Source organism: Tabrizicola sp. (assembly GCF_030373185.1).
GTDB lineage: Bacteria > Pseudomonadota > Alphaproteobacteria > Rhodobacterales > Rhodobacteraceae > Tabrizicola.
The window spans coordinates 454,605-478,158 of sequence record NZ_JAUCZH010000001.1 but is presented as its reverse complement, the minus strand read 5'-3'; the positions used below and the strand labels follow the sequence as shown (position 1 = coordinate 478,158).

General features: G+C 61.5%; 25 protein-coding genes and 1 tRNA gene. 13 read left to right on the top strand and 13 right to left on the bottom strand.

Annotated elements, in window-relative coordinates; genetic code table 11:
• The first annotated feature begins 50 nt into the window (after positions 1-50).
• Positions 51-227 carry a hypothetical protein gene (locus QUV21_RS02320; RefSeq protein ID WP_300852921.1) on the top strand — a complete coding sequence of 59 codons (177 nt, stop codon included), beginning with the start codon at positions 51-53 and terminating at the stop codon, positions 225-227.
• 168 nt (positions 228-395) lie between these two features.
• The gene (locus QUV21_RS02315) at positions 396-716 is read left to right on the top strand and encodes a hypothetical protein (protein ID WP_300852919.1); all 321 of its coding nucleotides are present in this window, start codon (positions 396-398) and stop codon (positions 714-716) included.
• 26 nt (positions 717-742) lie between these two features.
• On the opposite strand, the gene QUV21_RS02310 is transcribed toward QUV21_RS02315, so the two are convergent.
• Positions 743-1,195 (bottom strand): hypothetical protein, encoded by a 453-nt coding sequence (locus QUV21_RS02310; RefSeq protein WP_300852917.1) that lies wholly within the window; start codon positions 1,193-1,195, stop codon positions 743-745.
• 283 nt (positions 1,196-1,478) lie between these two features.
• Positions 1,479-2,141, bottom strand: coding sequence for a TetR/AcrR family transcriptional regulator (locus QUV21_RS02305; RefSeq protein WP_300852916.1), 663 nt, complete (start codon positions 2,139-2,141; stop codon positions 1,479-1,481).
• 119 nt (positions 2,142-2,260) lie between these two features.
• Between QUV21_RS02305 and dctP the strand changes: the two genes are divergently transcribed.
• Genes dctP through QUV21_RS02285 form a run of 4 tightly spaced genes read left to right on the top strand, consistent with a single transcriptional unit; the run spans position 2,261 to position 5,921 of the window.
• Complete coding sequence (gene dctP, locus QUV21_RS02300; protein ID WP_300852914.1) at positions 2,261-3,247, top strand: TRAP transporter substrate-binding protein DctP; 987 nt, start codon at positions 2,261-2,263, stop codon at positions 3,245-3,247.
• 60 nt (positions 3,248-3,307) lie between these two features.
• Positions 3,308-3,826: a TRAP transporter small permease gene (locus QUV21_RS02295; protein WP_300852912.1), complete on the top strand. Its 519-nt coding sequence runs from the start codon at positions 3,308-3,310 to the stop codon at positions 3,824-3,826.
• Between the two features lie 3 nt (positions 3,827-3,829).
• Entirely contained in the window at positions 3,830-5,131 is a 1,302-nt protein-coding gene (locus QUV21_RS02290; protein WP_300852910.1) for a TRAP transporter large permease, read from the top strand.
• A 13-nt stretch (positions 5,132-5,144) separates the two neighbouring features.
• On the top strand, positions 5,145-5,921 hold the full coding sequence (locus QUV21_RS02285; RefSeq protein WP_300852908.1) for a nitrilase-related carbon-nitrogen hydrolase: 777 nt from the start codon (positions 5,145-5,147) through the stop codon (positions 5,919-5,921).
• Between the two features lie 859 nt (positions 5,922-6,780).
• On the opposite strand, the gene QUV21_RS02280 is transcribed toward QUV21_RS02285, so the two are convergent.
• Positions 6,781-7,221 carry a hypothetical protein gene (locus QUV21_RS02280; RefSeq protein ID WP_300852907.1) on the bottom strand — a complete coding sequence of 147 codons (441 nt, stop codon included), beginning with the start codon at positions 7,219-7,221 and terminating at the stop codon, positions 6,781-6,783.
• Positions 7,222-7,453: 232 nt separating this feature from the next.
• A tRNA-Arg gene (locus QUV21_RS02275) sits at positions 7,454-7,530 on the bottom strand.
• Positions 7,531-7,736: 206 nt separating this feature from the next.
• Here QUV21_RS02275 and QUV21_RS02270 point away from each other — a divergent pair.
• A complete protein-coding gene (locus tag QUV21_RS02270; RefSeq protein WP_300852905.1) occupies positions 7,737-9,890 on the top strand; it encodes a S8 family peptidase in 2,154 nt (717 codons plus the stop codon).
• 13 nt (positions 9,891-9,903) lie between these two features.
• Here QUV21_RS02270 and QUV21_RS02265 read toward each other — a convergent pair whose 3' ends face one another.
• The 9 genes from QUV21_RS02265 to QUV21_RS02225 form a co-directional block, all read right to left on the bottom strand.
• The gene (locus QUV21_RS02265; protein ID WP_300852903.1) at positions 9,904-11,124 is read right to left on the bottom strand and encodes a cysteine desulfurase; all 1,221 of its coding nucleotides are present in this window, start codon (positions 11,122-11,124) and stop codon (positions 9,904-9,906) included.
• Positions 11,117-11,713, bottom strand: a complete 597-nt coding sequence (locus tag QUV21_RS02260) for a YIP1 family protein (protein WP_300852902.1) — start codon at positions 11,711-11,713, stop codon at positions 11,117-11,119. Before QUV21_RS02260 ends, QUV21_RS02265 begins: the two co-directional genes overlap by 8 nt.
• The gene (locus tag QUV21_RS02255; RefSeq protein ID WP_300852900.1) at positions 11,710-12,189 is read right to left on the bottom strand and encodes a YIP1 family protein; all 480 of its coding nucleotides are present in this window, start codon (positions 12,187-12,189) and stop codon (positions 11,710-11,712) included. The genes QUV21_RS02260 and QUV21_RS02255 overlap by 4 nt, the downstream gene beginning before the upstream one ends.
• Positions 12,186-13,487 carry a Fe-S cluster assembly protein SufD gene (sufD, locus tag QUV21_RS02250; protein ID WP_300852899.1) on the bottom strand — a complete coding sequence of 434 codons (1,302 nt, stop codon included), beginning with the start codon at positions 13,485-13,487 and terminating at the stop codon, positions 12,186-12,188. The genes QUV21_RS02255 and sufD overlap by 4 nt, the downstream gene beginning before the upstream one ends.
• The gene (gene sufC, locus QUV21_RS02245; protein WP_300852897.1) at positions 13,487-14,242 is read right to left on the bottom strand and encodes a Fe-S cluster assembly ATPase SufC; all 756 of its coding nucleotides are present in this window, start codon (positions 14,240-14,242) and stop codon (positions 13,487-13,489) included. The genes sufD and sufC overlap by 1 nt, the downstream gene beginning before the upstream one ends.
• Positions 14,243-14,274: 32 nt before the next feature.
• Positions 14,275-15,906 (bottom strand): glycosyltransferase family 2 protein, encoded by a 1,632-nt coding sequence (locus QUV21_RS02240; RefSeq protein ID WP_300852895.1) that lies wholly within the window; start codon positions 15,904-15,906, stop codon positions 14,275-14,277.
• An 18-nt stretch (positions 15,907-15,924) separates the two neighbouring features.
• Positions 15,925-17,448 carry a Fe-S cluster assembly protein SufB gene (gene sufB, locus QUV21_RS02235; RefSeq protein WP_300852894.1) on the bottom strand — a complete coding sequence of 508 codons (1,524 nt, stop codon included), beginning with the start codon at positions 17,446-17,448 and terminating at the stop codon, positions 15,925-15,927.
• Positions 17,449-17,461: 13 nt separating this feature from the next.
• Positions 17,462-18,520 (bottom strand): aminotransferase class V-fold PLP-dependent enzyme, encoded by a 1,059-nt coding sequence (locus QUV21_RS02230; protein WP_300852892.1) that lies wholly within the window; start codon positions 18,518-18,520, stop codon positions 17,462-17,464.
• A gap of 106 nt (positions 18,521-18,626) precedes the next feature.
• Positions 18,627-19,088, bottom strand: a complete 462-nt coding sequence (locus QUV21_RS02225; RefSeq protein WP_300852890.1) for an Rrf2 family transcriptional regulator — start codon at positions 19,086-19,088, stop codon at positions 18,627-18,629.
• A 171-nt stretch (positions 19,089-19,259) separates the two neighbouring features.
• Here QUV21_RS02225 and QUV21_RS02220 point away from each other — a divergent pair, with 171 nt between their 5' ends.
• From QUV21_RS02220 to QUV21_RS02195, 6 genes are all read left to right on the top strand, one after another.
• Positions 19,260-19,919 (top strand): alpha/beta hydrolase, encoded by a 660-nt coding sequence (locus QUV21_RS02220; RefSeq protein ID WP_300852889.1) that lies wholly within the window; start codon positions 19,260-19,262, stop codon positions 19,917-19,919.
• 1 nt (position 19,920) lies between these two features.
• The gene (locus QUV21_RS02215; RefSeq protein WP_300852887.1) at positions 19,921-20,190 is read left to right on the top strand and encodes a hypothetical protein; all 270 of its coding nucleotides are present in this window, start codon (positions 19,921-19,923) and stop codon (positions 20,188-20,190) included.
• On the top strand, positions 20,187-20,771 hold the full coding sequence (locus QUV21_RS02210; protein ID WP_300852886.1) for an HD family hydrolase: 585 nt from the start codon (positions 20,187-20,189) through the stop codon (positions 20,769-20,771). The genes QUV21_RS02215 and QUV21_RS02210 overlap by 4 nt, the downstream gene beginning before the upstream one ends.
• Before the next feature lie 168 nt (positions 20,772-20,939).
• A complete protein-coding gene (locus QUV21_RS02205; RefSeq protein WP_300852885.1) occupies positions 20,940-22,154 on the top strand; it encodes an NADP-dependent isocitrate dehydrogenase in 1,215 nt (404 codons plus the stop codon).
• A 139-nt stretch (positions 22,155-22,293) separates the two neighbouring features.
• Positions 22,294-22,896, top strand: a complete 603-nt coding sequence (locus QUV21_RS02200; RefSeq protein WP_300852883.1) for a YitT family protein — start codon at positions 22,294-22,296, stop codon at positions 22,894-22,896.
• A gap of 42 nt (positions 22,897-22,938) precedes the next feature.
• Positions 22,939-23,541 (top strand): YitT family protein, encoded by a 603-nt coding sequence (locus QUV21_RS02195; protein ID WP_300852882.1) that lies wholly within the window; start codon positions 22,939-22,941, stop codon positions 23,539-23,541.
• Positions 23,542-23,554: the final 13 nt, after the last annotated feature.

The following is a 23,554-nucleotide window of genomic DNA, read 5'->3' as shown; positions in this document are numbered from 1 at the left end:
ATCCGCCTATCTTCTGAACCGGCACGGCCTCGTGGTCGCCGACCGGATCTGTGACGAAGGAACTGGCCGTCGACCCCAGCATGTTGGCCGGCTTCATCACCAAGACCTCCAAGTCCTTTCACCCCGCCGAACTGGTGACCTTCGACCTTGGGGCAGACCAACTGCGGCTGGTCTGCGGAACGCTTGAGGTCACGTTCAAGCTTCAGTCTGCGCCTCCCGCACAGTGACCAAGGCCGGCGGACGCCCGGCACGTTCCGCCTTGCCGCAGGTATGACGCTCCCCTTGCGCCTATCCAGCTTTCGGGCGCGGCGGAGAGCATGGAGCAAGATCAGCGTTGCCCGCCGTGGCACTTTGGAGCCTACTGTCGAGACCGTTTCAGTCTCATGGGGTTTGCCGTGAAGTTGTTCGAGAATGAGAGGTTTTGCGTCAGCCAAGGGTTTCTGTCCGGGTGGAGGATCGAAGACAAGCTTTCCAGAACGACCCTCGTCCCAAACTGGCTGATGAAGGAGCGGATTGGTCTCGTATGGATGCAAGTCCGCCGGACGAGGAAGGCATCTTCGGTTAATAGCCACTTCTCTGAGCGGGTGATGTTCGAGAGCTTCGCCATCGGCGTTGCAGAGCCCATGTCGATAGAAGGTCGGTTCTGGGCAGATCACACGCCGAACGAAATCGCCGAAGAGATCATCACCGCGGCGAATGCCTTGATGCGACCATAGCCAAGCACGCGATGCCCGGCGCCTGACTACGTCGGCACCGCCTCACCATCGTCGTCTGGGCCACCCAAGGCAGGAGGTCGCTTGTAGCTGTAACCGACCACCTGCTCGACCCGGCTTGCGTCGACGTGAACCGAAACCGGCGACACCTTCGCGTCAGCCGCCAGGAATTCGACCATCCGCGCCCGGATCGCTTCGTTCTTGCTGGTGGTCATAAGCTCGAAAGCGACTTCGAGAGCCTTGAACTTCAGGAAGGCCTTCTTTGCGTCGGCACTCTCGACCAGTTCTCGGCGCAGGTCACGGATAAGATCCTTTACCGCGGAGTTCTTGCAAGCCTTGTAGTAGGCCGCCCGGCTGTAGCCCACCTTGGCGCAGGCGTCGGTGACAGACATGCCCTCGATCTCGTGCAGGCGCAGGACCTCACGGAACTTCTTCGACATGCGGGCGGGGCGCTGATGCGCAAGGGTGATGATCTTGGACATGGGCCGAGGATGAACACATCACACCAAAGGACAAATGCACGACGTCAAGGCTCGAAACCTACTGCAACAACCAGTTAACCTCGGAGTGACAAGCAGTTAAGGGCGGAAAGCGGTCGTTCATTTCAAGGGCTTTACTTGCACAGCCGAATGGCAGCTCGGACATTGAAGCAGCGCCCCTACATGCAGCCGCAGAATGCCTTTCAACTGTTCTTCAGTCCTTGGTTTGGCCGCGCGTTTCCACTATATGTCGCGCTTGGCGGCCGGGCAATTTTCTGGCATCTCTTCACGATGCAGAAGCGAGCGGCGCTATGAGCATCGCGCGCACTTCTTCGGCGGTCCTGAGTGAGCGAAGATCTGTGCGATCCGTTAGGATCTCGGCATAATAGGGGATGTTCAGAAGGCGCTCTTCCTGCGTTTCGGTGATCTGCATCGCATTGTAACCAGCCTGGTGGAAGTAGGTGACGCGGGCCCGGATAAGTGCTTCGTGGCCTTCGAAACCCAAAGCCGCGAAAACCTCGCGTAGCTGGTTGATGCGAAAGATTTCGATCTCACGCAGAACATGCGCTGTTCGCTTGTCGCCGTGCGCCCAGTCCCGAATGGCGTTGTCGTAGCGCGGATTGAACTCGCCCCCAAGGACAAGCGTGCGAACATAAGCGATATACTGGTGCATGCCGGAAGGTCCGGCCGCCGCGATGGCGCGGGTGAAGGGCGCGGTGTTCCGTTCTGCCCAGTCCTGACGGACATCCTCCAACAGCTCTTCTAGGTTTCGGTATTGCCAATAGAAGGCCCCCGTCGTTGCGCCGAGCGACTCGGACAGTGCGCGCAGCTTTATGCCGGAGACGCCCTTGTCGATCAGCACTTGTCGTGCAGCCGCAACCCAGTCCTGCCGTATCAAGACCCGGTGTTCCTGCTCTCTTTCCGGCTTTTTCGTGTCGCCCTTCGTCATCCTGACACTTCATAGAGATTTCTGTTGACAGAGGAAGAGCATAACATACGTTATCTGTGACATAACAGATGTTATGTTATGGGGGTCGGATTGACCCAATCACAACAAGGAGGCGAAGAATGCTTGGAAAATTCCTTTCAACTTCGGCACTTGCGTTGGGTCTGATGGCCTTTCCCGCGCTTGCCGAGATCGAACTGAAGATCGCAACCGACTCGGGCGATCGCGAGTCACCGTCGGGCCAGGCCATCGCGAACTGGGCCAAGGCCATCGAAGAAGGCTCCAACGGTGAGATCAAGACGCGCGTCTTCTACCAGAACGAACTTGGCGGCCAACTGGAGGTGTTCGACCTGTTCGTGGCCGGTGAAGTCGACCTGATGCTCTCCTGGCCCTCGACTTCCTATGACAAGCGGATCGGCATCCTGAACACGCCCTACATGGTGACATCGTGGGACGAGGCCTTCGAGGCCTATAAACCTGGTGGTTGGGTCAACGGCGCGCTGAACGTGGTGTTCAACGACATCGGGCTGAAGTATTTCGGCGCCTGGCCCGAAGGGTTCAGTGGGGTCGCCACCCGTGGTGCCTATGCTACCGATCTTGCCGGTGCTTCCAATATAAAGGTGCGCACGCCGCCCTTGTTCCCCTTCCCGCAAATCCTGGAATCGATGGGCTACCAGACCGCCGCGATTGATTGGGGTGAGGTCTATACCTCGATCCAGACCGGGGTCGTCGATGGCGACGCGGGCAACGTGATCTACTGGGATTACGAATACTTCCGCGACGTGCTGGATTACTATGTCCGCACCAAGCACACCTTTGTGACAGGCAACTTGCTGGCCAATCTGGAAAGCTACAACGAACTGTCGCCCGAGCATCAGAAGCTGATCGAGGATGCCGCCGTTGCCGAAATGTCCAAGCAGTTCACCGACGCCCAGGCGACCGACCAGAAATACGTCGATCTGGCCGTTGCCGGGGGCATGGAATATTTCGAACTGTCAGACGAACAGATCGCTCCGATCGCCGCAAAGGTGCGTGCGGAAGTCTGGACCCAGATGGAGCCCGACGTCGGCAAGGAAATCATGGACCTGATCCGAGCCAACGCGAACTGATCGCACCCTGGGCTGCCCTTTGGTTGGGGCGGCCCTTTTTCCTTGAAGGGAGAGCATCCGATGGCTGCGCTGTTTCATCGGCTCGACGGGGCCATAATGTGGGCGATGGGCCTGGTGGTCATCGTGACCAATCTGGCCGTCACTGTCCTGATCCTGTTTCTGGTGCTGGCCCGCTTTGTCCTTGGCTGGTCGGTCGTGGGGGTGCTGGAACTGGCGACCCTTTCGGCGATGTGGCTTTACATGTGCGGGGCGGTGATCGCGGCACGCAACCGGCAGCATCTGGTGGTCGACTTCCTTTCCCTAGCGTTGACGTCGCCGCGCGCCAAAGCCCTGCATGATCTGGCCGTGTCAGCTATCATGGTGGTTCTTAGCCTGTTTCTCATCGGCCTTGCCCGCGACATGGTGGACTGGTCGATTGCCCGGCCGCAAACGACAGCCGCGCTCAGCCTGCCGCTGATGATCCCGCAATCGGCCATCGTGCTGGCCTCGGGCCTGTTCATCATCTACGCGCTGCGCGATCTGGTGATCGCCGCCCGGGTCGTCCTGGGATTCTCCGCGCCCGAAACCGGAGAGATCTGAGCCATGGAAGCGATCTATGCAATTGGCCTTCTGATGGCGCTGATGATCTTTGGCGTGCCCGTCGCGTGGTCCTTTGCCGGAGTGCTGATGTTCCTGGTCTGGGCCTATGACGTGAACACCACGACCCTGCTTTTGCAGGGGTTTCGCTCACTCGACTCTGTCATCCTGCTGGCGCTGCCGCTGTTTGTGCTGGCCGGTTACCTGATGCAATCGGGCGGTGTGGCCGAGCGGTTGATCCGCTTCATGGCACTGGTCCTGCGTGGTCGCAAGGGCGGCATGGGCGGCGCAATGATCGCGACCTCCGGCGTCTTTGGTGCGATTTCCGGCACCGCGACTGCGGCGGTTGCCTCGATCGGCACAATCATGATCGACCCGCTGACCGAACGCGGCTATCCGCGCGGCTACAGTTCAGCGCTGCTTGGAATGTCCTCGCTTCTGGGCATCCTCATCCCGCCCTCGATCACGCTGATCCTGTTCGGAGTGGTCACCAAGCAATCCATCACGGCGCTTTTCGCGGCAACCGTGGTGCCGGGGCTTTTGCTGATGTTGGGCCTGATGATCTTCAACAAGATCATGACCCGGCGCATCCTGAAGGACACGCCGGAACGAGCCGCAGCCTTGAAACGCCAGAGCAACGGTGAAAGCCCCTTGCGGTCAACGATGCAGGCCTTGCCAGCCCTTATGATGCCAGTCATCATTCTAGGCGGAATTTACGGCGGCGTGTTCACTCCTACCGAGGCCGCCGCGGTGGCACTCTTCATGGCCATCTTGATCGGCTTTTTCATCTACCGCGACCTGACACTGGCCCGGTTCCGTCAAAGCCTTCTGGAAGCGGGCGAGACGACCGGAACCATTATCCTGATCCTGCTGTTTTCCTTCATGATCGGCCGGATCATGGTGGCCGAAGGCGTGCCGCAGGACCTGACCGAAGCAGCCACAAAAGTCACCGATAACATGATCCTGATCCTGCTGCTGGTGAATGCCTTCCTGATCTTTGTCGGCATGATCATGGACGATCTGTCGGTCACTGTCGTGATCGCGCCCCTGATGATGCCCTTGGTGGTGTCCCACGGGGTTGATCCGGTGCATTACGCGTCAATCGTGGCCTGTTCTGTGGTCATCGGGGCCAACAGCCCGCCGGTCGCCCCAATCCTTTACATGGCCTGCCGGATCGGCAAAGTCTCGATCCATCATGCCGTTGTTCCGGCGTTACAGCTGATCGCCTTCGTCGCCTTGCCGGTCATGTTGCTGGTCACCTTCGTTCCAGAGCTTTCACTGTTCCTTCCTCGGCTCCTCGGCTTCTGATCGGTAGGCTAGAATGACAAAAGTGACACTTGCCCTCTGGCAACGTGCGCCAGTGGTATCCTCTCCGGAAGGTTTTCTTCAGTCGCTAGACAAGGCAATGGCGCAGACCCGGGCTGATGTGCTTATTACGCCCGAGCTGTGCTGGCCGGGCTATGGCGACGCGTTGGCATCTCGCGCTGAAGCAGTGAACCAGCGTAGCACCTTCATCGCCGGAGTTCGCGCGCTTGCTGTCCGCCATGGCATAGCAGTTGTCCTTGGTTATGCCGAAACCGATAGCGGGCGCATTTATAACAGCGCTATCTGCATCGGTGCAGATGGCACAGTTGTGGCCAATTATCGCAAGCAAACAACTGCTAATGACTATGAGCGTGAGTGTTTCACCAGAGGCAAACCCGCACCGGTCTTCGAGATCAAGGGCGTCCCAGTGGCCCTGTTGATTTGCCTCGACGCCGAGTTCCCAGAGCTTGTCCGTCACGCCAGTCTGGAAGGGGCGTTGCTCTTGATCGTGCCAACCGCTCTCAGCCCGAAATGGCAGGTCATCCCCGACGCGGTTATCCCGACCCGCGCCTGCGAGAACGGCATCTTTGTCGCCTACTGCAACTATGCCGGTGACGGCGAAGCCGCGCCCTTTTGCGGACGCAGCCTCGTCGTGGGTCCGGATGGGCGCGCGATGGCAAATGCCCAGACAGGCGAATGTCTGTTGGAAGTGACCATCAAGTCCAGCGATGTCATTAAGGCTCGCGATCAACTGGATTACCTTCGCCAGCTTGGGCATCTGCTGCGTTCCTGAGCCCGTCTAGGAACCGCAATGCGGTTTTGACCGGTTGAACAGGCAGTAAGAAAGCAGGCCAGTAAGGCCAGTGCTACCAATTGTACTTCGGTGTCACTTGTGGCGCTCACCAACAATCCCTTGACGAATGTCTGCTTTGGACGGGCCTACGGCGCAGTAATCGGGGGCGTTGACCGGCAGCTTTGGGCCGAGAGCGTCGGTGCCCGCCTAAACACGCGTTGGCCCGCAAGCAACCGGTCGGCCCGCTCCAACTCCCAGCAGTAGAGTTCGACCTTCCCCTTAAGTGGGTCGGCAACTATCTTGCGCATGCTGCCGCTCCCGATGGTGCACAAAGCCTGCCGCGAGAGATAGGAAAAATTTTGAAAACTGGCGCTGGCGGGTGTGGAGTAGTGAGATCATGTGCCCCGATTTTACCCCCCACCCCCCCCAGAGATCGACCCCCACCCCCCATGCGAGGCCCCCGGGGGTCGGGCAAGTGATCGCGTCCCAGACTTGAACAGGCGGCGGCGGCTACAGCTTGCTCCAGTTGATGCCCGCCACGCCCGGGCTATTGGCCTTTGCCGTTGCCGCGGCTTCTGCCTCGGGATACATCGGCCACCCGGCGGCGGCGCTTGATCCATGCCAGCACGTCCTAGCGGCAGGTGAGCCCGGTCAGGGCGTCCACCCGTGGGATGCCTTCGCTCCAGCGCGGCCCGCGTCTGCTTCAACCACTTACGGGACCGGCCCAAGGTCACAGCAACCTCTGCCTCGCTCAGATACTCCGGCACCAGCCACTTCTTTTCGTTCGTCTTGTCCATCGTTCAACCCACAAGATTGCGAAGCGGCCCCACCCGGTCAGGCAGGGCCGCGCTATGGCCGCTCAGTGGTGGGTCGGACCCTTGATCGCAAGGGCAGCGCGGGCTTCCTGCATCAGGGCGGCCTCTGCACCTGTATGCCGGGCGGTCACGTCCATCACCATCGCCACCTTGCGCCACACGTCCAGACGCTCGACCGTGGGAAGCTTGGCGGCCGCGTCTACAAGGGAGAGGTCGTGCTGAATTCCCGCATCGGTGGCCGTGCCATCTGCCGATTGCTGGGCCGGTGGGAGCCACTGGTCGAAGATCGCCGCAAGGAGGCTTTGGGGCGCCGGGCTGAGGGCTTCCTCGCGCGCCCGCCGGAACAGGGCGTCAGCGGTCGCGGTCACATCGCCCCCGTCCTCGGTCGTCATGTCGATAAGCCGCCACCCGTCTAGCGCAGAAGTCACAGGCAGCAGGACGGCGGCATCCTCGATCCGCGCTTTTTCCGCGGCAAGGCGGATCAAGGCCTCGTCGTCGAATACGGGGAATTTGGCCTCGATCTCGGTCTAGACGGTGAAGGCTTCGGCAATCGTGTTCGGGCTCGTCATGTCTTTCCCTCTAGGTCACTAGTGGCAGCGGCAGAAGTGCCGCCGGAAACCGACCAAGTGAGTCGAGGGAAACGAGGTCGATGCTTTCCTATTGCTTACCGGCCAGATTGGCCCACGCATCGGAAATCATCTAAGCATTTGATATGCTTGGCGCACCCGACACGATTCGAACGTGTGACCTCTGCCTTCGGAGGGCAGCGCTCTATCCAGCTGAGCTACGGGTGCCTGCGGCGGTCTTAGCGGAAGGCGGAACGGGTTTCAACGGCAATCGGTTGCTGGCACCGCTATCGGACAATTGTGCAATCTGGTCGGGCCGACACCCTTTGTCGCCTGATTGCCACAGGGCGAGGATCGAAAAGCTGATGACTCGCCGGCAAAAATTTGCCCAACTTTAAGTTGAACCTCCGATCAGGATTCGCAAGGAGACGCCCATGCAACCCCAAACCCATAAAGCCCGCCGGCAGTCTTCGCTTATGGCGTCTCTGTGCTGTGTGGCCCTCTTGGCCGGTTGCGGCGGCGGCGAGGAAGACGCGTCTGACGGCACCTTCACCATTACCCCCGGCCCCGGCGGATCAGGGATCTTTGCATCCTATTACATGGCGACGATCACCCGGAACTGGCGCCTTGCCGCCGCAAGTTTCAGGGACAACTCGCCACGGTTCCAGCTTCAGAACGGAACCTTCAACATCAACGGCCAGCAGGTCTTCTCCAACCCACTGCATTCATCGCGCGTGGATTATGCCCACGCTGTCGGCCTGACCGGTGCGGGACAGGTGATTTCCATCGTCGACGACGGCTTCCGCACCACGCACGAGGCGTTCGCAGGAAAATCGAACAGCATCACAGGGTCGCCGGCCATTGAGGATCATGGCACGATGGTCGCTTCGATCGCGGCTGGCAATTCGCCCTACATGGTTGGTGTCGCACCGGGGGCAAACCTTGCCTTCGGCAACGCATTCGGCAACTTTCAGGATCTGACGGCGGCGGCAGTCGACGCGCGCCAGCGGGGGGCCGTCGCGCAGAACAATTCGTGGGGTTTCAGCAATACCTTCATCAACCAGACCGGCTACAATGCCATTTTCGGCAGCGCGCCCGGACAGGCCTGGCTTTCTGCGCTGAAGGACTATGCGGCCGAGGGCGTTGTTGTCTTCGCCATCTCGAACAACCAGAGCGCTACTTTGGCCGGCCTGATGGAAGCCCTTCCAGTCATCGAGACAACGCTGGAGCCGGGATGGCTTGCCGTTGGCAATGCGGTTCCGGTCTTTGATGACAACGGGGTCAGTGCCGTCGCCTTTCGTGCTTCGGCACCGTGCCTTGAGGCTGCCCGTTGGTGCCTGATGGCAGATGGCTACTGGACCGCCGCAACAGCAGCCACGAATACCTCTTATGGCAGCAGTACGGGGTCTTCCTTCGCCGCGCCGCAAGTGTCCGGGGCGCTTGCGCTTCTGGCGCAGGCCTTCCCTGCCCTGACGCCGCACCAGTTGCGCGCGCGGCTGCTTGCATCAGCCGACAACACCTTCACCGGATTCACCAGCGCCGGGACCATGGATCTGCTGGATGGTCCCGGCACCTTCCTGCACGCCTTTTCAAATGAATTCGGTCACGGGTTTCTGGACATCCGCGCCGCGCTCCTGCCAATCGGGCCGGTGACCCTTGCGCTTGCAGATGGCGACACGATCGAAACCAAGGACTTCAGCTTTTCCACCGGCGGCGCGATGGGCGATGCCGTCACTCTGAGCCTTGACGGGATCGACCTATCGGTAAGCGACGCGCTAGGCGGAGGTTTTGAGGTGGCGGCAAAATCCTTCGCAACCGAAGTTGCCCCCGTTTCGCTGGCAACAGCGGTCGCGTCGCGCACCCTTGGCAAGGATTTCGCAACCGCGCGGATCGCCCCCCTGAACCCGCTTGCCGACACCTTCGCCGCCCATCCCGGCCAGACGCTGGACCTTGCGGGACCAGAGGGACGCGTCAAGGCAGCGGTTCTGATCGGCAGCGGCGACGATTATGGCCTTGCCCTGTCGCAGACCGTGACGGATGGCGATCTGCAACTTGATCTGGGCGTCAAGCTGGCACGCGACAGCGGCAGCGTCATGGGGTTTTCCGGGCAGGGCGATACCGGTGGCGCGGACATGGCTGCGCTGACCGTCGCGCTGACCAATGACACCGGAAGTGGCGGCTTCTTCGCGCTTTCCGGCGAAATGGGCCTGGCCGATCTGGGCGCGCCGCGGGCGATTTCGGATGTCAGTCTGGCCCGTTTCAACAGCCTCAGCCTGGATATCGGCAGCCGCAACGTCTTTGCCCGCGATGACCGGCTGACGCTTGGCCTGTCGATGCCGGTTGCGGTGACATCAGGTGCCGCCAGCATGATGGTGCCGGTCGCTTTGGGCGATGGCCTGTCCGAAGTGCGGTCCATCGACGTCAACCTGGCGCCGCAGGAACGGCAGATGGAGCTGTCGATCAGCTATCAGATGCCGATGGGCGAGCGTTCGGAAATGCTGTTCGAAGTGGTCCACGCCGAAAACTACGGCAACCGCGCCGGAGTGTCCGACAGCGCGGCCATGATCGGGATTAAGTGGTCGTTCTGACCGGCCTTGCAGTTCAGGCAAACAGCTCATGCGCCAGTTCAAGCGCCGAAACGAGCGCGTCCACCTCATCAACGGTGTTGTAAAGCCCGAAGGACGCGCGGCAGGACGCGGTGACGCCCAGATGATCCATCAACGGCATCGCGCAATGGGTGCCGGCGCGCACCGCGATGCCGCGCTTGTCAAGGATGGTTGAAATGTCATGGGCATGGGCCGCCCCCTCCATGGTGAAGGAAAAGATCGCGCCCTTCCCGGCTGAATTTCCCTGCACATTCAGCCAGTTCAGCCCCGAAAGCCGGTCACGCGCATAATCACGCAAGCTGCGTTCATGGGCCGCGATATCGGCCATCCCAAGCCCGGTCAGATAGTCCAGCGCCACACCCAACCCGATCTGCTGGACAATGCCGGGGGTGCCTGCCTCGAACTTCATTGGCGGGTCGTTCCAGGTGACGGTATCGCGCGTCACCTCGCGGATCATGTCGCCACCGCCCATGAAGGGGCGCATTTCGGCCTGACGATCGGCGCGAATGTAGATGCCGCCCGAGCCGGAGGGGCCGTAAAGCTTGTGGCCGGTGATGGCGTAGAAATCGCAGCCGATCGCCTGCACATCCACCGGCATGTGGACGGCAGCCTGACTGCCATCAACCAGCACCGGCACCCCCCGTTCGCGCGCGCCATGGGCAATGGCGGCCACATCGACCACGGTGCCAAGCACGTTTGACATATGGGTCACGGCCACCAGTTTCGTGCGCGGGGTGATCGCCTCCAGCACGGCCTGCGGGTCAAGATCGCCGTTTGCGTCCACCTCGACCCATTTCAGCACCACGCCCTGACGTTCGCGCAGGAAATGCCAAGGCACGATGTTGGCGTGATGCTCCATCACCGACAAGACGATCTCGTCACCCGCCTGAAGCCGGGGGGCGGCCCAGCCGTAGGAGACAAGGTTGATCGCCTCGGTCGTGCCAGAGGCGAAGACAATCTCATGTTCCGAACCGGCGTTCAGGAACCGGGCGATCTTGCCGCGCACGGCCTCATACTTTTCGGTCGCAAGGTTGGAAAGATAGTGCAAACCCCGGTGAACATTGGCGTATTCCATGGAATAGGCCTGCGTGACCGCATCAATCACCACCTGCGGCTTTTGCGCGGACGCCCCGTTGTCCAGATAGACCAGCGGCTTGCCATTCACCTGCCGCGACAGGATCGGGAAATCCGCGCGGACCTTTGCGATGTCATACATTGCCCAATGCCTCCGGTCCGAACGTCAAGAGCAACAGGAACACAAGGATCATCGCCACGGCAAAGCTGGTCACAAGGATGCCCGCAAGCACCTTCCCGCGTGAGGTGAAGCCGTGCAATTCGGCAATGAAGCTGGTCATCAGCCAGAAGAACAGGACCAGCCCCGCAAGATTGATGATCGCGGCCACCGGTGGCGCAATCAGCAAGGCCACGACCTGCACCGCCTGCACGCCCAGCATGATGACCTGCAACCAGACCACGACCAGCAAGCTGTCCGGCAAGCTGCCCCTGCCACCCCATGCCCGCCCGACCCGGTAAATCAACAGAACCGACACCGAAAGGATCAGCCACTGGATGACCGCTGTCCGCAGCGGGCTTGCCATCATCAGAACCGCCAGCGGGTCATCCGTCGGCGGCAGGATCATGAACCCGACCTGCATCAGCACGGCCGAGGCCACAGCCATCAACAACAGCCCCAAGGTGCGCGCCGGCATCGGCACGCCAAGGCGCAGCAGCGCCCGCGCCCCAGCACGGGGGTCTTGCAGCGACAACCGCGCCAGTGTCATTATCTGCTGTCCAAGCCCGGTCATCCGCGTTCCGCCTCATGCAACATGGTGAGCCAAAGCCAAAGGAAGGACACCCCAACCAGCGTCCGCACCGCCACCAGCCCCGGCCCCGGCCCAACCATCGCCGCGACCAAACCCTGAAGCAGCATCAGCGGCCCGACCGTGGCCAGCGCCCAGAACAGCGCAATCCGCGCCGCATAGAACGTGCCTTTACCGCCAAACACAGCAGCCACAATGCGGCTAAGTGCAGCAAGCCCATACCAAAGCGGGATTGTCGCCAGAACCGCCAAGGCAAGCGCCAGAATCCGCGGGGCCGCCGAAGGCTCGGAGGCGAAATAGGCCTCGCGGGCGGCAATCGGCCATTGGCCAACAAAAGCAAGGATCAGGAACACGAAAAGGAGCGTGAAGGCAAAAGGCTCCGACACACCCCGCGCCAGATGGCGGCGCAAGGCCGCGCGCGGCTGACGCCAGGTGGCGACCAGATCGCTTGAGACGGTCATTTCCCGCCCTTTGCCGCATGCCGCGCCAGCCAGCCTTCAAGCCGGCTGCGGATGTCGTCGGCAATCACCTCGTCGGCGACCTCTTCGATCGCTTCGGCAAGGAAAGCCAGCACCAGCAAGCCCTGCGCCGCCGAGCGCGGCACGCCGCGCGATTGCAGATAAAAGAGTGCCGTCTCGTCAATCGCGCCCGAGGTCGATCCGTGGCTGCACTTCACGTCATCGGCGTAGATTTCAAGTTCCGGCTTGGCAAGGAACTGGCTGTCTTCGTCCAGAAGCAGGCTTTGGCTGATCTGATAGCCATCGGTCTTCTGCGCGCCCTGCCGGACCAGAATCTTGCCCTGAAACACGCCGGTAGCACCGTTCATCAAGACTTTCTTGAACACCTGCCGGCTTTCACAGTCAGGCGCGGTATGCGTGACAAACACGGTATCGTCATGGTGGAAATCACCATCCCCCACTGCGGCCCCCGCCAGATGGGCGCGGGCGGCAGGACCGGCAAGTTCGATCACAGCTTCATTGCGAGTCAGTCGGCCATTCGCAGTCAGGGTGAAGGACTTGAACGAAGCCCCGGCACCGACGCGGGCGAAAAGATGCGTCGCGGCGCGGCGTTCGTGGTCGCGTCCCTGGACCCGGATGTGGTGAAACTCTGCCCCATCGGCGACATCCACCTCCAGCACCTTGGTAAAGCGCGCAGCCGCCGGGCCGCTTTCCAGAAGCGTCAGGTTCGATCCCGCCTCCAGCTTCACGCAATGGTGGAGGATTGCATCGGAAGTGTCTGATGAATGCGAATAAATCAGAGCAACGGGCCGCGCGGCACGACCCGTGGCGCGGATCAGGATGCCGTCCTTGGCATAGGCGGTGCCAAGCGCTGCGAAGGGGCGCGCGACCGGGGTCTGCCCTCGCGCCTCCAGCACGCCGAAGATGCCTTGCGCCCAGTGGATCTGCGCCGATGCCGCCGTTTCCAGCCGCTCGATTTCGACCCCGGCAAGGGTCAGATCATCCGAAGCCGCGGGATCGAACACCCCGTCGACAAAGACGATCTTCAGCCGATCGATACCGTCGAACGCCTCGGGTTCGTCACCCGGGTCAAAGCGGGAGGCGGCTGGGGCGTCCTGGGCCACAAGGCTGGACGGATCGGTGTAGCGCCAGTATTCATCGCGCCGCACCGGCAGGCCCATCGCCTGAAGCCGCGCCCGCGCATCGGTACGGGCAGCCCCAAGCCAACCGGCCGCTTCCGGCAACGACAGGCCGGCCACCCGAGCGCTGAGCGCGTCTTCCTTGACCTTCGCCAGAGCCATCAGCCCACCTCGCCCAGAATATCGGCATAGCCGTTGGCTTCCACTTCCAGCGCCAGTTCCGGCCCGCCGGTCCTGATGATCCGCCCCGCTGTCATGATATGCACCACATCGGGCTTGATATGGTCCAGAAGCCGTTGATAATGCGTGATTACAAGGAACGACCGCCCGGCATCGCGCAGCGCGTTCACCCCATCCGACACCAGCTTCATCGCATCGACGTCAAGGCCGCTGTCGGTCTCGTCAAGGATACACATCCGGGGTTCCAGCATCGCCATCTGGAGAATCTCGTTGCGCTTCTTCTCGCCACCGGAAAAGCCCACATTGACCGGACGCTTCAGCATGTCGGCGTCGATCTTCAGGGTCTTGGCCTTTTCGCGCACGACTTTCAGAAAGTCCCCCGCGCTCAGTTCCGGCTCGCCACGCGCCTTGCGCTGGGCGTTCACGGCGGTGCGCAGGAAGGTCATGTTGCCAACACCGGGGATTTCCACCGGATACTGGAAGGCCAGAAACAGACCGGCCGCCGCACGCTCTTCGGGCTCCATCTCCAGAAGTTCGGCGCCTTCAAGCGTGGCCGACCCATCGGTCACGCTATAACCGTCACGCCCGGCCAGCACATAAGACAGGGTGGACTTGCCCGACCCGTTCGGCCCCATGATCGCATGCACCTCACCCGGGCCGATCTTCAGATCGACACCGCGCAGGATCACCTTGTCCTCTTCTTCAAGTTTGACGTGCAGGTTCTTGATCTCAAGCATGTTTTTCTTCCTGAATTCTGCAATTATCTTGTTCAGCGCGGGTCCGAGAACCAGCCGACGACCTCGGTCATCATCTCGGGCGGGATCGGACCGGGGGTGACGGTAAAGCGCGCCATGTGACCGGCGACTTCCTCTTTCACGGCAAGTCTTTCAACGCCGTGGTAGTGGGTGCGGTCCGCATAATCGGCAAAAAGCACAGTCGTCGGGCGCGTTGCGCGCAGCTTGACGGCCGCAAGACAGGCGGCCCGGAAGCGCCCGGCTATCAGCACAAGGTCAGGCTCCGCCAGATCGGGGCGGTCCCAGACCGACAGGGCATAGCGGTGAAACCGCTGGTGCGCGCGCGGCTTCAGCGGCCTGCCATCTTCGCCGGTCGGCCCGATATCAACAGGATGCACCCGGGCCTTGTCCGTAATGCCCGACAGATGCGCGGCCAGCCGGTTGGCCCGGTTCTTGTCACCCTCGACGCAGATGACCGACAGACCCGATCTGGCGGCAAGCACGGTGGACGCACCACCGCCGTATTCCAGAACATTGGACGCCCTGGCATAGCAGCTTTCCAAAAGCCCCCGCTCCGCCGCCGGAAAAGCCATGGCGAAGGCATTCCCACCATCGGGCGCGTCAGCCATTGCGGCCGCTACCGGCGCTGCAAGCTGGGCCAGATGCCCCTCCACCAGCGCCTGAGACGACGCAACCGCCGCCGCAACATCCGGGATCTGCATCAGCCGGTCGATTTCGGCGGTCACCCGATCCTGCCAATGCAGGATCGAGCGGTCCTCAGCCTCGTTGCGGTCATGTTCCCGGAAAAACTCGTCGGTATGCCGCACTTTCCGGGCGTTGTTGCGTGAGACATACCCGCGCCCTCGCTTCTGCTTCAGACCGAAAAAATCCTTGGTCCTGACGATGTAGTGATTGATCTGCGCCAACGCCCAACCCGACTCGTTGCGGTTAAGCTGGCTCGTGTTTGTAAAGTCCTCACCCGTCAACCAGCGCAGGTGCGATCTTCCGGTTGGCAAGGCGGGCTGGCCATTCCCCGTGACGAAATCCTCCAGCCGCAAACCGGAGTTCCTTGCGATCAGTGGTCGGTGGATGCCGAACTCGGCAAAGCCGGAGAACGCGGCGGAATGCCGGAATATTCCCTTGATGCGTGTATTCATAAGGAAGTCGGGGCGTGAGGCCCGAGCAAAGTCCGGCGATACGAACCTTCCCGGAAAACGCGCGTGACCGCTGCTTCCGAAGATCCGCCAGTTGATGAGGGCGCAATGACGCTCACCCAGTTCCTCGACAAGTGCCGAGACCGTACGATCCCCGACATGCACATTCAGAAACTCGTCGCCATCCAGCCAAAGATACCAATCGCCATTGTGGAAACCGACGTCAGCGGCAAACTTTCGGATCGCGAAGATCTGGGGGGATTTCCCCTCTGGAACCGTCGCCCGCAGATGCCGCATTTCCCCCGCCTCGGCCAGCGCGGCTAGAATCTCCTCCATCCCGTCATTCGACGGGTTCGAACAGATCACGACCTCATCAAAGCCGATGACCTTGTGATAGGCGATCCATTCCAGAACGAAGGGGGCCTCGTTCTTCATGGCCGAGAACAGCACCTTGCGCCCGGCCCCGGCGGGGGTCGCTTTTGTCGGGGCCGGCACTGGCAAGGCTTCGGTCATCGGCGCTTTCGGCAGGGGTTAGCCCACCGATCCTTCAAGGCTGATCGCCACAAGGCTTTGCGCCTCCATGGCGAACTCCATCGGCAGGGCTTGCAGGACTTCCTTGCAGAAGCCGTTGACCACGAGGGCCACGGCCTCTTCTTCATCCATCCCGCGCGACCGGCAGTAGAACAGCTGGTCGTCATCGACCTTCGAGGTCGTCGCCTCATGTTCCACGCGGCTGGAATTGTTGCGTACCTCGATATACGGCACGGTATGCGCGCCGCACTTGTCACCGATAAGCAGGCTGTCGCATTGGGTATAGTTGCGGCTGTCCTTGGCCTTGGGGTGCATCGAGACCAGCCCCCGATAGGTGTTCTGCGCCCGGCCCGCGGAAATGCCCTTTGAGACAATGCGCGACTTCGTCCGCTTGCCAAGATGGATCATCTTCGTGCCGGTATCGGCCTGCTGGGCGTTGTTGGCGATGGCGATGGAGTAGAACTCGCCTTGGGAATCATCGCCGCGCAGGATGCAGGACGGGTATTTCCAGGTGATCGCCGAGCCGGTTTCAACTTGCGTCCACATCACCTTGGCCCGGTCACCCCGGCAATCGGCGCGTTTGGTGACAAAGTTGTAGATGCCGCCCCGGCCTTCCTCATCGCCCGGATACCAGTTCTGGACGGTGGAATACTTGATCTCGGCATCCTTCAGGATCACCAGTTCCACCACGGCAGCATGCAGCTGGTGGGTGTCGCGCTTCGGCGCGGTGCAGCCTTCCAGATAGCTGACGTAAGACCCTTCATCCGCGATGATCAGGGTGCGTTCGAACTGGCCGGTGTTTTCGGCGTTGATCCGGAAATAGGTCGAAAGCTCCATCGGGCAGCGCACGCCCTTGGGGATGTAGACGAACGACCCATCCGAAAAGACGGCCGAATTGAGCGTGGCAAAGAAATTGTCCGATTGCGGCACGACCGAGCCAAGATATTGCTTCACCAATTCCGGGTGATCCTTCACCGCCTCGGAGATCGAACAGAAGATCACCCCGGCCTTCGCCAGTTCCGCCTTGAAGGTGGTGCCAAGCGAGACCGAGTCAAACACCGCATCCACGGCAACCTTGCGGGGTTCGGCGTCACCTTCAACACCTGCCAGAAGCATCTGTTCCTTCAGGGGAATCCCAAGCTTGGCGTAGGTCGCCAGCAGCTTTGGGTCCACCTCGTCCAGCGACTTCGGTTTGACGGCCATGCTTTTCGGCTTGGCGTAGTAATACTGGTCCTGATAGTCGATCGCCGGATAGTTCACCATCGCCCAGGTCGGCTCGACCATCTGAACCCAACGGCGATAGGCTTGAAGACGCCACTCCAGCAACCACTCCGGCTCGCCGTTCTTCTCGCTGATCAGCCGGACGATATCTTCGGACACGCCTTTCGGGGCGTAATCCATCTCGATATCGGTTTCCCAGCCGTGCTTGTATTTCCCGGCCATGGCCTGCACGGTTTCAATCGTCTCACGGTCGACGCCTTCGCGGACCTCGGTGCCGTCGACGGTTTCCAGCATGACAGTCATCGCCCGTACTCCTTCATGCGGCCCGCGCGCGGGCCTTGGCATATGCGGCGGTCCAGACTTTTGCGAACCGCCCCACGTCATCTTTCGTCACCCCCGGGCCGATCGAGACCCGGATCGCCTGCCCGGCAAGGGCGTCGTCATACCCCATCGCAGACAACACACGGCTGGCCCGCACCTTGCCGCTGGAACAGGCCGACCCGGCCGAAACGGCAAAGCCAGCAAGGTCCATCGCCATGACCTGAGTCTCACCCTTCCAGCCCGGCGCGATCAGGCACAGCGTGTTCGGCAACCGAGCAACCGCATTCCCGACTGAAATAGTCTCAATTGCCGCGACGGACAACTCTGATTCTAGAATATTTCTAACTTGGGCCACTTCGTCCCAGACTCCGTTGGCCAGATCACGGGCCGCGGCCTCGGCTGCGGCGGCAAAGCCTGCGATGCCGATCAGGTTTTCCGTCCCGGCCCGGCGCCCCATTTCCTGCCCGCCACCCCTAAGCTGCGCCGGCACCTCAAGCCCGCGCCGCACGACAAGCGCTCCAATTCCCTTTGGCCCACCCAGCTTGTGGGCCGAGATCAGACCCATCTCTGCCCCCAGCCAGTTGAAGGCGAAAGGCACCTTGCCAAAGGCTTGTGTCAGATCGCTGACGGCAACGCCTTGCGGCAAGTCCTGCAAGACCCCGGTCTCGGAATTGGCCAGTTGCACCGCGCTTTGCCCAGGGTCGGTCACCTGAACCCGGCCTGCCGCATCCACCGCCAGACCGCCTCCACACCAGGCGGCCACCGCCTCATGTTCCACCGCCGCTGACAAAAGCCCGCGCCCCGCACAGGCCAGGGCTGCCGCCTCGGTCGCGCCCGAGGTGAAGACGATATCCGCACCCTCGGCCCCAAGCGCCGCCGCAATCTGCCCCCGCGCCCGTTCCATCAAGGCCTTGGCTGCCCGCCCCTCGGCATGAACGGACGAGGGATTGCCCACAACGTCCATCGCCGCAACCATCGCGGCCTTCGCCTCGGGCCGGAGCGGCGCGGTGGCGTTCCAGTCAAGATATAGCCGTCCGGTTGCGTTCGAGCTCACGCCAGAACCCCTTCCCCTTTGCGGAAATATCCTCGGGGGGTGAATGGCCGCAGGCCAGAGGGGGGCAGACGGCCCCCCTGCCCGGCCGACCAGATGCCCAAGCGGTTCATTCTTCGTCCACCACCCGAAACAGATGCGGCACGGCGGGGCATGGCGTCAGATCGTTCTTCACGACATCCGACAATCGCACCTGATGCAGAAACACATAGACATTGGCCGACAGGCTTTCCCACAGCCGGTTGGTCAGGGACTGCGCCCGGCTGCCCGACACGCCCCCCGAGGCCCCAGCCCCGGTGTGCATCGCGTCCACCGTTTCTTCCACCGCCTCCATCACCTCGCTGATGCGGATCGCTTCGGGCGCCCGGGCCAGCTTGTAGCCCCCCCCCGGCCCACGGACTGCCTCGACCAGCCCCGCCCGGCGCAACTTGACGAACAACTGCTCCAGATAGGGCAGGCTGATATCCTGCCGCCTGGAAATTTCGGCCAGCGACACAAGATCATCGCCGTTTGCCAGCGCCAGATCCGCCAGCGCTACCATCGCATAGCGCCCTTTTGTGGAAAGCTTCATCGCATATCCCCTGCCACGCAGCTAATGCGGCGCAATGACATTGACGCCGCGCCCTGTGGGCATTACCTCAAATCGACCCTTGGAAGGCGGCTCTTACCGTCTTTAGAATGGTTCTATTTTAGTCGAGCGAAAGCGTCAAGAAACCGCGCGCTCCCACATGAGACGAGGCCGATGCCCGAGGTTATCTTTGCCGGTCCAGACGGACGTCTGGAAGGTCGCTACCACCCGCAAAAGGAACGCGACGCGCCGATCGCCATCGTGCTGCACCCGCACCCCGCTTATGGCGGAACGATGAACAACAAGGTTGTCTACAACCTGCACTATGCATTCTACAATCTGGGCTTCACCGTCCTGCGCTTCAACTTCCGCGGCGTGGGCCGCAGCCAGGGCGAATACGACCAGGGGATCGGCGAGTTGTCCGATGCCGCCAGCGCGCTCGATTATCTTCAGGCCATGAACCAGAACGCCAAGCATTGCTGGGTTGCCGGTTTCAGTTTCGGTGCCTGGATCGGGATGCAGCTGCTGATGCGCCGACCAGAGATCACCGGCTTCATCTCGGTCGCGCCGCCCGCGAACCTTTACGACTTTTCCTTCCTTGCCCCCTGCCCCTCGTCCGGGCTGATCATCAACGGCACCGCCGACAAGGTTGCCCCGCCGAAAGATACCAGAACGCTGGTCGGCAAGCTGCATGAGCAGAAAGGCATCACGATCACCCATACCGAGATCGAAGGCGCAGACCACTTCTTCAAGGATGAAGAGGCGCATATGAAACCCATGATCCAGACGGTCTCGGACTATGTCCGCCGGAGGATGACAGAGGCGTCACGCTAAGATGTCAGTCATTCAGGAACTTGCCGACAAGCTGGCAGAAGATGTTCTGGCCGCAGAACCCGAACTTGAGGACGACCGTTTCTATGAAAAGGTCAGCCGTGTGCTGATGGCGGCATCGCCCACCTTCCAGGAAGCGTTCATTACCTCGGTTCGGGTGCGGCTTGCCGAACGTCGCGGGCGGGACTTTCTGGAAAAGGCGCTTGCTGCCCGACGCGGAGAGATTGACGAAGAACCAGTGGCACCCGTCGACATGGGTGGCATGGGCCATTGACCGACCGGCTTGCCGCGCAATTTGCCTTCCTGAACGAAGCTGACCAGTTGAAGCAGGTCATGCGCGCCACGACCCTGGTCGATGGCAGCCGCCCGGAAAACTCGGGCGAGCACAGCTGGCACCTCGCGCTTTACGCGCTGGTACTGGCCGATCAGGCGGCCCCGGGGGTGAATATCAACCGGGTGATCCGGATGCTCTTGATCCACGACCTTGTCGAGATCGATGTGGGCGACGTCCCGATCCATTCCCAGAACGGCACCGCCCATGCCAGTGCCGAAACCCTTGCCGCCGAAGCCAGCGCTGCTGACCGGATCTTCGGGCTGTTGCCCCAAGACCTTGGCCGCGACCTGCGGACCTTGTGGGAAGAATTCGAGGCGGCCGAGACCCCTGACGCCCTTTTCGCCAAAAGCCTGGACCGGATTCAACCCGTGATGGCGAACCTTATGTCAGGCGGTGGAACCTGGACGACCTACAACGTGACCTATGACCAGTTGGAAACCCGCGTGGGGTCGAAGATCGCCAAGGGCGCGCCGAGCCTGTGGGATTGGGTGCGCGAAAAGGCCCGCCCGTTCTTCAACTGACCGCAGCTTTTCCGGCCTGTGGAACCCGTCAGCCCCTGATTGCGACGGCACCCGGCCGGACCGGTCAGTTGCCTGTCGAATATTCGGTATACAATCGCATACCGCACTTCCCAAGCTGCCCCTTTTCCGCTATGACCCCCCCAACCGAATCCCAGCAGGAGGTCTGACGTGTCCAAGATCAAGGTAGCCAACCCCGTCGTTGAACTCGACGGCGACGAGATGACCCGGATCATCTGGGATTTCATCAAGCAGAAACTGATCCTGCCCTATCTCGACATCGACCTGAAATATTACGACCTCGGGATCGAGGAACGTGACCGCACGAATGACCAGATCACCATCGATTCAGCCGAGGCGATCAAGAAATACGGCGTCGGCGTAAAATGCGCGACGATCACCCCGGACGAGCAGCGGGTCGAGGAATTCGGCCTGAAGCAGATGTGGAAATCTCCCAACGGCACAATCCGCAATATCCTTGGCGGCGTGATCTTCCGCGAACCGATCATCTGCAAGAACGTCCCCCGCCTGGTTCCCGGCTGGACCCAGCCCATCGTGATCGGCCGCCACGCCTTTGGCGACCAGTACCGCGCGACCGATTTCCACTTCCCCGGCGCCGGGAAACTGACAATGAAATTCGTCGGTGAAGACGGCACCACCATCGAACGCGACGTCTATTCCGCGCCCTCGGCTGGCGTCTACATGGGCATGTATAACCTTGATGACAGCATCATCGACTTTGCCCGGTCGTCGATGAACTATGGCCTTCTGAAAGGCTGGCCGGTCTATCTGTCGACCAAGAACACCATCCTCAAGGCCTATGACGGCCGCTTCAAGGATCTCTTCGCCAAGGTCTATGCCGAGGAATTCGAAGACAAGTTCAAGGCCGCCGGCATCCACTACGAACACCGCCTGATCGACGACATGGTGGCCTCGGCGATGAAATGGTCGGGCGGCTATGTCTGGGCCTGCAAGAACTATGACGGCGATGTGCAGTCCGACACCGTGGCGCAGGGCTTCGGCTCGCTTGGCCTGATGACCTCGGTCCTCATGACCCCGGATGGCAAGATCGTCGAGGCGGAAGCCGCCCACGGCACCGTCACCCGCCACTACCGCGAGCATCAGAAGGGCAAGGCGACCTCGACCAACTCCATCGCCTCGATCTTCGCCTGGACTGGCGGCCTGAAGCACCGCGCCAAGCTGGATGGCAACGACGCGCTGATGACCTTTGCCACCACGCTGGAAAAGGTGACCGTCCAGACCGTCGAAGACGGCCATATGACCAAGGATCTGGCGCTCTTGGTCGGGCCGGACCAGAAGTGGCTGACCACGATGGGCTATCTGGAAAAGGTTGACGAGTATCTTAACACGGCGCTGAAGGGCTAAGGCGCAGCAATCAGCCAAAGATGCGAAGGCCGGGGGGACACCTCCGGCCTTTTGCGTTGCATGGAGGCTAGTTTTAGGTCAGCACTATTGATATTATTAAGGTCAGAGACTATGACCCTTCCAGTCTCGGAGAGCCGCCATGACCGATCCATCCCACCATACCCCACTTGAAGATGCGCAAGGCATTGCCTTCAGCGTCACCATGGCCGCTTTCGGGATGCATGTCCTGACACATATGGGCTTTGTCACCGGGCAGACCACGGGGATCGCGGTGCTTCTGGCCCATGTCAGCGGCTTGCCGTTTCCGGCCGTCTATTTCGCGGTCACCCTGCCCTTCCTTGGCCTCGCCTGGCGCCGGATGGGCGCGCGGTTTGCCCTGAAGACGCTGGTCACCACCGCGGCCCTTTCGCTTATGGTGGCCTTTCTGCCCGCCTGGGTGGATCTTGGCCGGATCGAGCCCGGCTTTGCCGCCGTCCTCTTCGGTCTTCTCTTCGGCATCGCGGCCCTGGCCGCCATCCGCCACGGTGGCAGCTTTGGCGGTCTGTCGATCCTGTGGATAGAGTTGCAGGACCGCACCGGATTTCGCGCCGGAACCGCACAGCTTCTGTCGGACGCGGTGATCTTCGGTCTTGCCGCGCTGATCGTCCCGTTCGAGACCCTGGCCTACAGTTTCCTTGGCGCTGCGGTCTTTTCGCTGTTTCTGGCGATAAACCACCGGCGCGACCGCTATGTCGCGGTCTGACCCCCCTTTTCGCCGACCCCGCCATGCACTAGGGCGGCAGGCATGACCGATCCGAAAAAACACTCCCTGATCGAAGACGCCCAAGGCATCGTCTATGGTGCGTCGATGGCCGGATTCGGGCTGGTGATCCTGACCCATCTGGGCCTTGTCACCGGCCAGACCGCCGGCCTTGCCGTCCTGATCGCCTATATGACCGGCTGGGGCTTCGGCCCGGTGTTCTTTGCCATCAACCTGCCCTTCTATGTGCTGGGCTATCTGCGCATGGGGCTGGGCTTTACCGTCAAGACCTTCGCGGCGGTGGCACTGGTGTCCGCGCTCAGCCTTTGGTTGCCCGGGCAGATCAGCTTTGCCACGCTGAACCCCTGGGTTGGCGCGGTGCTCTTCGGGTTTCTGTCCGGCTCGGCGCTGCTGGCGCTGTTTCGGCACGGTGCCAGCCTTGGCGGGATCGGCATTGTCGCACTGATGCTGCAAGACAGGTTGGGCTGGCGGGCAGGCTGGGTGCAGCTTGGCTTTGACGCCATGCTGTTCGCGCTGGCATTCGCGGTGATCGAGGCGCGGCTGGTGCTGATCAGCTTTCTGGGGGCGCTGGTCGTCAACCTTGTCATTGCCATAAATCACCGCCGGGACCGTTACGTCGCGACCTGAGTGAGGTTCCTCT